A 12,813-nucleotide genomic window follows, 5' to 3' on the forward strand; every position below is an offset into this window, starting at 1 on the left:
CCTTGCAGGAGTCGTAAATTTTTTACCCCACCCCAGCCCTCCCCGATGCCTTGGGGAGGGAGTAAGAAATTCACAAATGATTTAGGATTGATTGCTATATCTAACCCGGTAGTCAATTAACAAGCTGCTAATGCGAACTATTCTCTGGGCAGCTAACGCTGCCCCCGCTTAGCAGCTATTTTAACGCACAAAGATGCAAACCAAATCCCGCGCCGCGACAGCTAAAAGCCGAAAAAAAGAGAGCGAATTTTCCAAAATTAAACCCAAGGCAAGTGTTCCCTTAGAACAAACCGAACCTTTGGTCGAAGATGAACCAAAAATTGAAGAAAAATCCGATCGCAATTCCTCCAATAGCGCAGGCGATTCTCCCCAGCTTTTGCCAGCAGAAATTAAGCTCGTCTGCACGCAAGAAAATTTAGCCAACCATCTCGAACTTGTCAGCAAAGCTGTCCCAGCAAAACCCACCCACCCCGTGTTAGGAAATGTCCTCTTAGTTGCTTGCAAAAAAACGCAGCGAGTCCAACTTACCGTCTTCGACATGAGATTGGCTATTCAAACCTCCTTTGAGGCCAACGTTCAATCTCCCGGCGACATGACTATTCCAGTCGGACTTCTCAGTGATATTGTCGGGAAATTCTCGCCCGGAGATATCACTTTAGTCAGTCGCGAAGCCTTGAATCGCGAAGGTGAAGATAGCGAAGATAGCGGGAATAACATCACCTTGCCAGAGGCTGTTAGCAACAGTCCAGTTGCTACCCTAATTGCTGCTTGCGGTCGCTATCAAGTTCGAGGGATTTCGAGTGAAGAATTCCCTGCTATTCCTGAAGTAAAAACAGCGCAAACAATTTGCATCCCCGCTGAAACGTTGAAAGAAGGGCTGAAAGGGTCACTATTTGCCACCGCTACCGATGAAGGCAAGCACATCCTGACAGGTGTTTACTTCAAAATCTGCCAAGATAGCCTCGAATTTGCTGCCACAGACGGCCACCGTTTGGTTGTCCTCAATACTTCAATTCAAGGTTTTTCTAAGAAGAAACAAGCGGAAATTGCACAGCCTCTAGAGCTTACAGTCCCAGCTAAATCGCTTGCCGAACTGGAGCGAATTTTATCGAGCAGGACATCCGCTGACCCAGTAGAGCTTTCTTACAGCACTCTCGACGCTCTGGTAGAATTCCGGTGGGGAGCGCAGCGCTTAGTAACGCGCTGTTTAGAAGGCACATACCCAGCTTATCCCGATTTATTGCAGCAGGATTTCCAACATCAGGTAACGCTGGAAAAAGCACCTTTCATCAAAGCTATAGAGAGAATTGCTGTGCTGGCAGACAAGAAAGAAAAAACGCTCAGCATCCGCATTAATAGCGAAGCACAGCAAGTGTCACTGTCGCTTTTCAGAGAATTTGGAAACGGTTTGGAACAGATGGCAGCGCACGTTAACTCAGACAGCAATTTGTCAATTTCATTCAACATAAAATACCTGTTGGAAGGTGCAAAAGCGATCGCTAGTTCCCAACTCCAAATGCACCTCACTCAGCGCGACGGCCCCGCCATTTTAGTTCCTGCTGGCAACCGCTCCAAGCCCAACATCCTAATGGATGCCAAATACTTGTTAATGCCGATTTTCAAAGACTGATGTCTTTTGCAAAAAAGGCTCGCTTGGCAGAAGTAAAAATATTGAGTTTTTTACTTCTCTCTTCTTCTGAGTGCAAACTCCGCAAATATGACTCTAATTCTCAGCAAACAATTACACCTAACCATTCAATCATGTACGCAGCATTGCCTCAAAAATACCGCCCTCGTAGCTTGTCTGAACTGGCCGGACAGGAGTACATCCAAAGGACACTTTCCAATGCGGTCAAAACTAATAAAATTGCTCCGGCTTACTTGTTCGCCGGCGAACGGGGAACGGGCAAAACTTCAACGGCCCGCATTTTAGCTAAATCTCTCAACTGCACCAGTGCAGACAAACCCACAGTAAAGCCGTGCGGCAAGTGCCAATCCTGCCGCTCGATTGAAAAAGGCAGCAGCTTAGACGTTGCTGAAATTGACGCGGCTTCCCACAACGGCGTGGATGACGCTCGCGCCCTGATCGAGCGATCGCACTTCGCACCAGTTATCAGCCGCTACCGAGTGTTTATTTTAGATGAAGTTCACTGCCTAAGTTCCCAAGCTTTTAACGCTCTTCTAAAATGTTTGGAAGAACCTCCGCATCATGTAGTGTTCATCTTGTGTACAACAGAGCAACACAAAGTGCTGCCAACAATTAACAGCCGCTGCCAAACGTTTCTGTTTCGATCGCTGCCAATCCCAGCCATTGTCAAACAGCTAACAATGGTAGCTGAGAAAGAGTCAATTGCAATTGCCGAAGAAGCTAAAATTGCGATCGCCCGCGCCGCGAATGGCGGGATGAGGGACGCCTTGCAGTTGCTCGACCAGTTGAGCTTATTAGGAGAGGAAATTACTAGTTCTCACGTATTGGAGCTGTCGGGGCGGATACCGGAGTCGGATTTAGTTGCAATTTTGAAATCGGCCCGTATCGGCAACGCGCTGAAGCTGCTGCAACTGTCCCGCGAACTCATTGACAGCGGGAAAAGCCCTAAAATGCTGCTGGCGTCGCTGCTAGCCTGCTACCGGGACTTGTTGCTTGCAACGAGCGTGTCAGACTGTTCGCTGATGCTAGTTAGCGGCATTTCGCACTCAGCCCTGATGGAAATTGCCTCTGCTTGGGACTGCAATGCGATCGCTGCTGGCCTCGAACAGTTGCGGGCTTCGGAATGGCAGCTCAGCAAGAGCGCTCACCCAACGCTGTGGCTGGAACTCTGCTTGCTGGGATTGGCAAAGGTGCCACAATTAAAACCCCACGTCGCTCTTGGCGCTCTTGCTAACCCCAGGCAGCCCGACCGCACCCAGAAGCTGCCCACCTCCTCCAAGTTGCGATCGCCCCGTTCCAAAGAGCTCGCCATTTGGGAAAAAGTGCTCTCAGCGACTTCTGAGAAGAACCGCGCTTTACTCTGTGCTGCTTCCCTGGTAGCACTGACGGAAAAGAAAGCGGTGCTGGCCGTGCCCGCCCAATACCTGGACAAGTTCAACCGAAACGCGGCTAAGGTGCAGAAGATATTTCTGGCTGCAACGGGCGTTCGCTATCAAGTGTCGTTCGAGGAGAAAAACCCATGATTAGCTTGCTGATAGGGGATGACCTCCACGCGATTCACAAAAAGCTTTCTGCCTTTAAAAAGAACCTCGACCCCGCTTGGATTGGCTTCAATTATCACCGCTTTGATGCTTCGGCATTGAATGAGGCAGTTGACTGCGCCTTAACTCCCGCCTTGGGAACGGAAAAAGCAAAGTTAGTGGTGGTAGAAGGGTGTAATTTCAAACAGTTTACTGAAGAGGCGCTGGAGGTTCTCCAGTTGCTCCCGCAGATACCGCAAAAGACGCACCTGGTTTTTGTAGCGCCTTCCATTGACAAACGCCTGAAGGTGGCAAAATTCTTGCTTTCTCAAGCTAAGCTGTTCGAGTTCGACCTTATCCCCCCCTGGCGAACGGATCTCATTGCCCGATCGATCCGAACTCAAGCTTTGGCAATAGGGCTGTCGCTGAACTCAAATGCTATTGATTACTTGGCGGTTGCGATCGGCAACAATCCGGCTCGCGCTGAATCAGAACTGCACAAGTTGGCGACTTACAGCAGTGGCGCGAACCTCACTTTAAACTCTGTGCGATCGCTGGTTCCTTCAACCACTCAAAATAGCCTCCAGCTTGCCGAAGCGCTGAGGGAAAATAACTCTAAGAGAGCAGTTTGTTTGCTACTTGAACTTTTGGCAATAGAAACTTTCCCGCTGGCGATTTGTGCGACGCTGATTGCTCAATTTAGAACTTGGTTGTGGGTGAAAGCGGCGATAGTTGGAGGAGTTAAACAAGACGCTGAAATTGCCCGGATTTGTCAAATTGCTAACCCTAAGCGAGTGTACTTTCTGAAAAAAGAAGTAGCTGCTGCTTCTCTAACATCCCTTTCGTCTGCGGTGTCTCTGCTGCTTGACTTAGAGGGTTCGCTGAAGCTTGGGCGTAAAGGGGATTCCATGTTGCCTGCAATTCTGGCGATCGCCCAACTGTTTTCTCCTAAGAAAGTAAGGAAGCGCGAAGTAAAAGCGATGTAGGGGCGAAGTAGAAGCGATCTAGGGGCGATGTAGGGGCGATGTAGGGGCAATCGCGAGTGCTCATCTAAACCCCCAAAAGACCCCCGCTTACTCGAAGAGAAGCGGTGGAAGGAATGGGGGCAAATTTCGGGGTTCGATGCCCCGAAATTTGCAACTTCAACGTATTTAGCATAGTTTTCAGGTTGAATACGGTATAATGTAAGAACTGCTGAAGTAAATGCTGTAATTCAAGCATCTATTGCTGACTCTAGAAAAGATTTTCTGCACAAGCTCACAACTCAACTGGTACGCGAAAACCCAACGATTGTGGTTTAAAATTTGGCTTTCAGAAACATGGTTAAAAGAGGATGTCAATTCCCTCGTTTAACTAATTTTGAAATAAAACGGGGGAAATTTTATCTTTTTTAGTCAAAAATTTTATAAAACTTCTTAATTAAACTAAAGTTACTCCAAATCGCTCCCCCAACCGCGCCGGAGGGTAAGCGAATTGCATTCTTTGAGAGGCACTACGTGTTGAGGTTTAATAAACAGCTTTGTTACTTTCATGGCGGTTATTTAATCGAGTAGAATTTATTTTAATTATTTGTACACTTTTTATCAGAAACGCTATCATAATAATCAATAATTATTAAAAATAACTTTAAACATAATAGTCTTTTCTTATACCATAATGTAGCGCATTGCTAGTTGAAGAAATATGCTATTCTAAGAAGGTAAAAGCAGCGAACCTTTTGACAGTGAAGGCGACCTGCCGATACAGCCCGCGCCGCCCCGACAGAGAATAACCCCAGCTTTCTGTTAGGAAACCTTATTGGGTTTAGCAGGCAAAGGTACAAAGCCCCAATCCCCAAATAAACAACCAGGGCTATCCAAATGAATAAAAATGAAACTGTGTCGCTCTCAGTCAGCGACGCGATTCAGCATATTGGTCTTGACCAACTCAAGCCTCACCCTCGCAATGAGGAAATTTACGGAAGCACCGAAAGTATTGCTGACCTGGTAGAGTTGATCCAACTCAAAGGCTACGTCCAACCGCTGACCGTCAAAACAGATGGCACGATCGTCAGCGGCCATCGGCGGTGGAGGGCGCTGGCAGCGCTGGGCTGGAAGTCTGTCCCAGTTATTGTCTGCCACTTCCCGACTGAAGATGACGAGCTCTTCGTCTTGGTGGCAGAAAACCGCCACCGCCACCAAAGTCCAGTACAGAGAATTCGGGAAGGAATTGTTGTGGAGCCTATAGCTAGAGAGCTGAGGAACAGATATGCTGCCAAGAAAGCTTGCCAGCAAGCTGCTGACTCAGCAGAGCCGCCGTCGGACAACCAGCAACCGCTGATGGAAAATTTTCCATTGAACCCGCTCGATTTGGGCCTGACTCCAAGGGAAATGGAACTGACGGAAAATATTGTGGCGGCTATAGTCGGCTTGGGATGCGGCAGGAACTACAGGAAAGGGCGCATTGCCGTCAAAGCTGCCGACGATCTCAAGAGAGACAGCCCCGAATTGGCTGCAAAGTGGTTGGACATTATTAATGACCACAGCATAGATGTAGGGTATCAACTTGCGAAGATGCAGGAGGACAAGCGAGTAGTGGCGTTGGCTGCGATCTCGTCGGGAGCAGCGAAAACCCCGAAACAAGCTAAAGCTCTGATTAAGGCTGCTTTGAGAAAATCTTCCGCCTCGAAGGAAACCGAGGGCAGCAGTAGTAGCGAGCCGATTCAAGAAGGCGATTGCGGTGGAGAATGTAAAACTTGCACTCCTTGCGAACCAATTACGGGTGAGGGAGTCAAAACGCGCTTTGGTCCAGACAGCGCGGGGGCATGGGTTATTGTCAAAATCCCTTTTATTCCTACTGAAAAAATAGCGGAAAGGAAGTGGAATGGATTTTGGGGCCGGATTGTGGAAGTTGGAGCGACTTTGAAAGTCGATATGGGTTCAGAGGTGGTGTCGCTCCTTCACTCGGATGTGGTGGCGATATTGAACCCAACGCCGAGTTTTTGCTCAATAGCTGAGCGAATTCTCAGGCTGCAAAGCTTCGGCACGGTGTACGAGTTTGGGAAAATCGTCTTGAACAGGATGCAGAGAAAAGTGGTTTGGGATGCAGCAGCGCTAGCTTATCTGGATGCTGTGGAACAGGTGGAATTGGCGCGGCGGGCGATCGAGCAGGCTTTGTAGTAAGGTTCCTTTTTACTGAAACTAACCGATGATCTGTTTGCCAATGAGTTTGAATGTGCGATCGCACAGCATTGAGTGCTGCTGCGTCGCAGTTTAACTCGTCGCTACCATAGCCGAGCAGTGCAACCTCTAACAGTTTGGCTCGTTTTTTCGCTTCCGGGTCTGACGCGGGTGAAACGCCTCTGAAACCTTGATAGGTCAATCGTTGAGGCTCCTTAACATCGACAAGCATGATGACTACTTGAGAGGGTTATTAACAATGTTCCTGGGCAGCAATGGCGTAGTCGCAGGCATTGAGACATCACCCTTAAACTGAAGTTCCGTGTACTCGAAACCCTCTCAAGTGGCGATCACCCGTGAGTATTTTTCTTGAGGTCGCTCAACTCTTATTTATAAATATTTGATAACCAAAATGTTCATTATCAATAAATAGCATCCAGGCGACTAGCGTCGCGCCCTCTGGGTAAGCTGTAACTGTCTTACTCACCTATGCAATTAATCAACCTCACCGATCTAAGTTTTCTAGCCAATCCGACACAACTAACAGTTCCCATTGAATTGAAACAAGAACAATTTCAACTAATAATGAAACAAACTTTCTTGAAACTCCCCACTGAACCCCTGCTACTTGCAAATCCCAAAGTGGATAAGTGGATTATGGAAGTTAGTTTGCTATTTCCAGAGGTATTTGAATGGGAACCTCCTACATTCTTAGTCGATACTCAGTTTAGCGCTAGGCTTAATAAAGATGTATGCGTGCAAATCAACGCCAATGCAGCTTTTCTTGAACGTCAATCCGTCCATTTAATTGAATGGGCAATCCGCCATCCTGCATTAAATTGGTCTGACCGAGTAAAATTGTGGACAGCAGCCGAATCTCTCTCACTGCCACCAGAAAATATCAAGCTGACCGTGTTAGCACTGCACCCCACCCATCCGGGGACGAGGCGCCTCCTCAGTTGGGACAGCCGGCAACACACACAGACAAGAGATTGGCTCGCGTCCGCGCTGGCAGGACAGGCGAGATCGCCTGTTGCGGCTCGAAGAACATCACTGCCTGCGATCGCGCCCCTCACTCATTTCGACATCGAGGGAATTCCAGAGGTAGAGATTTAGGGGTAAAGGCGAGATACGATACTGTTGGCGAAATATTTCTTAATATTCTTGGCGATCGCCAAGAGGCATCTGTTTGGTCATAAATAAGTTAAGGAGATCTAATCTTCTGCCTGTGGTGACTCCGTAGAAGATGTCAGAAAAGCGAGCAATATTTTTACATCTAGATAAGTAGCTTTGCTTTTCTGGTTATGCCCTCTTAGTTTATTGAGTAGCTCCTCAGCATTCGGAAATGGTTTGGGTGGTGAGTTTAAGTTGTTAACAGGTTTATCGGAGCGGGGATTAATCTTGTTAACAGGTTTCTCAAAAAGCCAAATCGGAGGAGAAAGTGGCTCACCACCTTCAGCTATATATTCTTGATAGCGTTCCACCAACTGATTGATTTGTTCAGCAAGGGGAACTGGGATACGTGCCAGCTTGGTGTCGTAGGGAGCTTTCTTACCTCTCCCGCCTTTGGGTTTGGGCATCAGAGTCGAAAAAGTCGTAAACAAGTTTATCATAAACTTGTTTACGACTAATAAACCTGTAAACAGCTTTGTTCAACAGCCCTGATGCCGATTTATACTTGTTAACTGGTTTGACATACCTGTAAACAGCTTTAATTAATCGGGTGCTAGTTGGGCGAACGATGATTTACGGGTTTGAGCCAAAGGCTCTCCTCGCAGCCAGGCAGTCAAACGTACTACATTGATCGCAGCGGCGGTGATGATATGCTGCAATGTGGTCTTTTTAAGACCAATGTACCGACAACGGCGTAGTTCAAATGCCCGCACTGCCAGGGATATAGTACCCTCAATTCCGACCCGGTGGGCATAAATCGCTTTGAACTCATCAGACGGATGATAGGCGCGGGCTTGCTGTAGAACCTGCCAATCTGATTGTGTCCTCCGTGTTAGCGAACGACCAGTTTTTAAGGAACGGGTGCATTGGTCTCGGACAGGACATACCAGACAATCTTTTTGGGCAAAAGCGATATAAATTGTAGAATTTCCATTGGCGTCATGGCTGGGCTTCCAACGTTGGCTGGTTTTGCCGATTGGACAGTACACCACTTTCTTGTCCCAATCAATATTAAAGTTGTTAGTATCGAAGCCTTGCTCAGCAAGAGCCTGCCAATGATGATTATTAGGCACTGGTCCAAACAGTTCAACCTCATACTCCTGCTGGGCACTAACCATCAGAGATACGCTGGTATAACCCGCATCAACCAGATGTTGTTGAGGTAAGAGTTCTTTGTTTTGTAGAGCTTGGTGGATGATGGGTGTGGCGAGTTGGTCTCCTACAGGAGCATTAGTTGTTTCTACATGGGTGATCAACCGAGGTGAATTTTCATCACAGCTCTCACTCAGATGAACCTTGTATCCCGTCCAGTGCGTAGTTCTCTTAGTCCCGTAACGGGCTTCCATGTCATAAGGTGAGCGAATCTGCTGCACACAAGGAGGACGGTCTTCTTGTGAACGTAGACGGACTGTGGACTCCGGTGCATAAAACTGTTGTAGCCATAGTTGGCGCAAGGTCTGTACCTCGGATAACTGCCTCAATCGGGGCGGTGCCTTGCTACTATATATAGCTTCCATTAACTTGAAGCCATCAGCCCCCACTTGAGCGGCAAATTCTTCCCGTTCCATCGGCTTTCTCGGCAGATGAGATTCCTCAACGCGCTTGCTGTAACGCTCGTACCATGCAGGGGAGGCTAAATTGGTTAACCAGCTTGGGGCAACTTTAGCTACAGCATTAAGAGCGTAGCGTAGGGTTTCAGTAATACATTCTAAACGCCCCAAGTCTCGGATAGCTGCTAATATGTTTGTGGAATCAGTGCGTTGGCGACCACGAGGTTTTAATAAGCTCAGTTCCTGACATTTATACGTTAGAGTCGATAGGGGCATTTCTACCCCTACCTCTCCTTCAGAACGGAACGTGAAACTTTCGCTTCATTCCGCTCCTTGATATCTCCATCCTTTATTAAGGATACAACTCAAAACGGGTTATCATCATGGTTCTTTTGTAGGGAACCGTCATTTTCCGTTTTTGTGTCGTGACAATGCTTGTGCAGAAGTTGGAGATTTTTGTACTCATCCTTACCGCCTAATGAGCGGGGTTGGATATGGTCAACTTCTACAACGTCTGTAGGTGTAAAGTACAGACCACAGTGGGTACATTTACCCTTTTGTGTCTTAAGCAGTGTTGCCACTCTTGTTGGTGTTTCAGGGTATTCTCCGCGTCTTTTGCTCCAATAAATCCAGTCACCGTCGTAAGGTGTTGAGCTGCCTTTTACCTTGACGTGCCTTATAATAGGAGTTGCTTGGTGTTGGATTAGCTCTAAACCTTCTTCTGTGCTGAAACACCAATTTCTGTCGCCTACTGTTCGCCAGTATTTGTCTTTGTTGATGCTGCCTTTTCCCCGTCTTCTCGCCCATGCTCTTAACTTGTCGTAAGTAAGATTATCAATCCTTGTAAAGGTTCCCTTACTTACTACTGTTGAGTAATAGTTTGACCATCCCCTAATTATTGGATTCAGCCTTTTGATTAAGGCATATTGGGGGGAGTGGTTATGAGTGTCTATCACTTCTTCAATTTTTGCAACATGAGCTTTGACTTTGGGTTTTGACGGAGTGATTAATGTTTTAAAACCGAGTGAAGTTCCGTTTGTACTTTTTGCACTTCGGTAGTTACCTACCTTATGTTGTTGTACATGGAATCCTAAAAACTCAAACCCAACATTTCCATTATATTCATTGAGGGTGTGGGTTAATTTTGTTTTGCTTGGTTTTAATTCTAAGCCAAAATCACTTAACCATTCTGCAATTATCTTCTGACAGGCTAGTATTACTTCAATGTCTTTGTGGATAAGTCGGGTAAAGGGATTACATCGCTGTAACCCCCTCCCCTCAAAACCGGACTTGTACCTTTCAGCACATCCGGCTTAAGCAAATTACTAGCTTCCACATGCTTCAGTCATTTTGCAGCATGAATCTGTTGATGACAGTAGAAGTGTAAGAATCGGAGATTTTTGTAGCTATTACTCCCACCCTGTTGTTTTGGTTCAATGTGATGAACATGCAGTTCTTCCCCGTTGAATAGAGATTCTCCGCATTTAGGACAAATGCATCCTTGGTTCTGAGCAATCTTTTGTTTACTGGGAGTAAGAGATTTAGATTTAGCCTTCTCCCTGTCTTGCCAGTAGCTTTTAAGATTTGGATCATCAGGAGATGATCTGCCCTTCACCAGAATATGTCTTTCTATCCTGAACCAGCTAAATTTGAGCAAATGCATACCTGTGGTTTTGTCACCAAATACCCATCGGTCCCTACGCTCTAAATTCAGCCTGCCCCAATACCGGCTTTGTCTCCAGTAACGGGGTTTTTTAGGGTGGGTGTGCTTGACATAGCGAACTGCCCGATGAAACATCCAACGGTCAAGACTATGAAAAATTTCACAAGACACTCCTGAACGGAAATAGTTCGCCCATCCTCGAATAATCGGGTTTAAGCGTTTAATAATTGCTAGAACATTCGACCCTCGCAAGGAGAGCCATTCCTTTCGCAACTTATTCCGTATTTTGCTTACCGATTCCTTGCTTGGCTTAATCAGCAGCTTCCAACCTGTTTTAGAGGTTTTTTCGGCTCTGTAGTGTCTGATGTTGAAGCCTAGAAAGTCAAATCCCTCACTCAGATGAACAATTTTGGTTTTCTGGGCCGATAGCTCTAACCCTCTTTGTTGCAACCAATTTTTTAGGATTTCAATCACTTCTTCGGCATCTTCTTTAGACTCACAGAATGCTGCAAAATCGTCCGCATAACGAACGATTGCTCGCTTTCCAATAGACTGACCTCTGGAGTCGTATTTGACACCAATGGCTTCCTCCATTCCATGCAAGGCAATGTTAGCCAACAAGGGGGACACCACGCCGCCCTGGGGAGTTCCACTATCCGTTTCATGAAAAACTCCTTGTTCCATGTATCCTGCCTTGAGCCATTGTTTAATCAGTTCCCGACCAGGGACTTCACCAATTGCCTTGAGCAAGAATTCATGGCTGATATTGTCAAATGCGCCTTTGATGTCAGCATCTACGACCCATTTCTTCCGTTTATTTGGTCGAGCTAAGCCGAAGATCTTCTCAATGGCATCGTGACAACTTCTACCAGGGCGGAATCCGTAGCTGGTTCCCTCGAATTTTGCCTCCCATTCTGGTTCAAGAGCGTTCTTGACCATTGCTTGAAGACATCTGTCTTTGACAACAGGGATTCCCAGTGGGCGTTGTTTTCCATTTGCTTTCGGTATGTACACCCGACGCGCAGGTTTTACTCTCCAAAGGGTGAAAGCCGATAATTCATCGACCAATTTGCCTCTAGTTGTAGGAGTTTTCACCACTACTTTGTCAATTCCTGGCGTATTTCTACCTGCGTTCTGCTGCGTCACTCTGCGAACACTCATCAGAATGTTGGCATAGCTTCGTAGCATAAGCTTTTGAAGCGAACGTACCTTTTTATAGTTCCGTTCTGTGGTCGCCCGAAAGATTCTCTGTCTCAAATTCCTGACAGTCCGATTGATTTTGCGCCAGTTAATGGCGTTCCAATCGGTTTGCCCTTTGGTTCCGTTTGCTAAAGCCATGCTTTGCATCTAACTTGCCCCTGAGTGAGAAATCATTACAGAAGTCTTTGGGTAATTCACCTGACCCACGTCAGCACCCTTTCAGGTTGGGTATTTCCCTATCCAGCAGGTTATGGATTTCCTTTGCCTTTCGGCTTACTGGCGTTCGCTTAAGGGGTCATCCCTGTCCCACTGGGGAATTCAGTCGTCCTTGCGGTTGACCTACTGGAAATCCAGACCCCATTGGGGTTATCACGTTCCACATGTTAGAGATGCAACTGAAGAGGGTGTCTCCTTTACTGCGGGGACGGGGTGTCCTCGAATTCGATTCATAAGACCGAATTCCGTGCCTCGGTTGGTAAGACCGAGGTTCATTGTCCCTTCATCACCGTATCAGCCATATTTCGATGACCAGACGTCACGCAGCCTCATCAGAGATTCACTTGCGTTCACCCATTCAGTCTTCCTCTTGCCCGGTTTGTCCAAATGGCTTGGACGCTCCTTAGACGTTACCTCCTTGCAAAAGACCCCACCGTTACCAGTGATGCCCTTGGAGATTGAGGATAGGTTTGGACACTAACCTAGAGAAGTCACCTCCTCACTCACAACATGCGACATCGTGTCGCGCTCACGAAGTCGTCAGCATAACGGATTAGGCTAAGGGCGTTCCGGTTATCCCGTTTGTTTCCTTTTAGTGTTTCCGCGTGCTGTTTGACTCTTTCTTCCATACCGTGTAAAGCAATGTTCGCAAGTAAAGGTGAAATCACCCCTCCCTGTGGTGTAC

General features: G+C 47.1%; 9 protein-coding genes and 2 pseudogenes. 6 read left to right on the forward strand and 5 right to left on the reverse strand.

Annotation, left to right across the window (positions count from 1 at the left end):
* Nucleotides 1–193: 193 nt before the first annotated feature.
* The 6 genes and pseudogenes from dnaN to QUA43_RS29910 all read left to right on the forward strand — a co-directional run bounded on the left by dnaN (nt 194) and on the right by QUA43_RS29910 (nt 7,442).
* Nucleotides 194–1,630, forward strand: a complete 1,437-nt coding sequence (dnaN, locus tag QUA43_RS29885) for a DNA polymerase III subunit beta (protein ID WP_333379309.1) — start codon at nt 194–196, stop codon at nt 1,628–1,630.
* A complete protein-coding gene (dnaX, locus tag QUA43_RS29890) occupies nt 1,630–3,171 on the forward strand; it encodes a DNA polymerase III subunit gamma/tau (RefSeq protein WP_333379311.1) in 1,542 nt (513 codons plus the stop codon). The genes dnaN and dnaX overlap by 1 nt, the downstream gene beginning before the upstream one ends.
* Nucleotides 3,168–4,154 (forward strand): DNA polymerase III subunit delta, encoded by a 987-nt coding sequence (gene holA / locus QUA43_RS29895; protein WP_333379313.1) that lies wholly within the window; start codon nt 3,168–3,170, stop codon nt 4,152–4,154. The genes dnaX and holA overlap by 4 nt, the downstream gene beginning before the upstream one ends.
* A 219-nt stretch (nt 4,155–4,373) precedes the next feature.
* Nucleotides 4,374–4,466 (forward strand): annotated as a pseudogene (locus QUA43_RS29900) (RNA-guided endonuclease InsQ/TnpB family protein); the annotation flags it as partial.
* A gap of 561 nt (nt 4,467–5,027) precedes the next feature.
* On the forward strand, nt 5,028–6,326 hold the full coding sequence (locus QUA43_RS29905) for a ParB N-terminal domain-containing protein (RefSeq protein WP_333379315.1): 1,299 nt from the start codon (nt 5,028–5,030) through the stop codon (nt 6,324–6,326).
* Between the two features lie 489 nt (nt 6,327–6,815).
* On the forward strand, nt 6,816–7,442 hold the full coding sequence (locus QUA43_RS29910) for a hypothetical protein (RefSeq protein WP_333379316.1): 627 nt from the start codon (nt 6,816–6,818) through the stop codon (nt 7,440–7,442).
* 98 nt (nt 7,443–7,540) lie between these two features.
* On the opposite strand, the gene QUA43_RS29915 is transcribed toward QUA43_RS29910, so the two are convergent.
* From QUA43_RS29915 to QUA43_RS29935, 5 genes and pseudogenes are all read right to left on the reverse strand, one after another.
* Nucleotides 7,541–7,939, reverse strand: coding sequence for a hypothetical protein (locus QUA43_RS29915; RefSeq protein ID WP_333379318.1), 399 nt, complete (start codon nt 7,937–7,939; stop codon nt 7,541–7,543).
* A gap of 102 nt (nt 7,940–8,041) precedes the next feature.
* Nucleotides 8,042–9,067, reverse strand: coding sequence for a transposase (locus QUA43_RS29920; protein WP_333379320.1), 1,026 nt, complete (start codon nt 9,065–9,067; stop codon nt 8,042–8,044).
* A gap of 347 nt (nt 9,068–9,414) precedes the next feature.
* Nucleotides 9,415–10,287, reverse strand: coding sequence for a group II intron maturase-specific domain-containing protein (locus QUA43_RS29925; RefSeq protein ID WP_333379323.1), 873 nt, complete (start codon nt 10,285–10,287; stop codon nt 9,415–9,417).
* A 107-nt stretch (nt 10,288–10,394) separates the two neighbouring features.
* Nucleotides 10,395–12,050, reverse strand: coding sequence for a group II intron reverse transcriptase/maturase (gene ltrA, locus QUA43_RS29930; protein ID WP_333379321.1), 1,656 nt, complete (start codon nt 12,048–12,050; stop codon nt 10,395–10,397).
* Between the two features lie 608 nt (nt 12,051–12,658).
* Nucleotides 12,659–12,813 (reverse strand): annotated as a pseudogene (locus QUA43_RS29935) (reverse transcriptase domain-containing protein); the annotation flags it as partial.

The sequence above is a fragment of the Microcoleus sp. N9_B4 genome (assembly GCF_036701635.1).
GTDB lineage: Bacteria > Cyanobacteriota > Cyanobacteriia > Cyanobacteriales > Microcoleaceae > Microcoleus.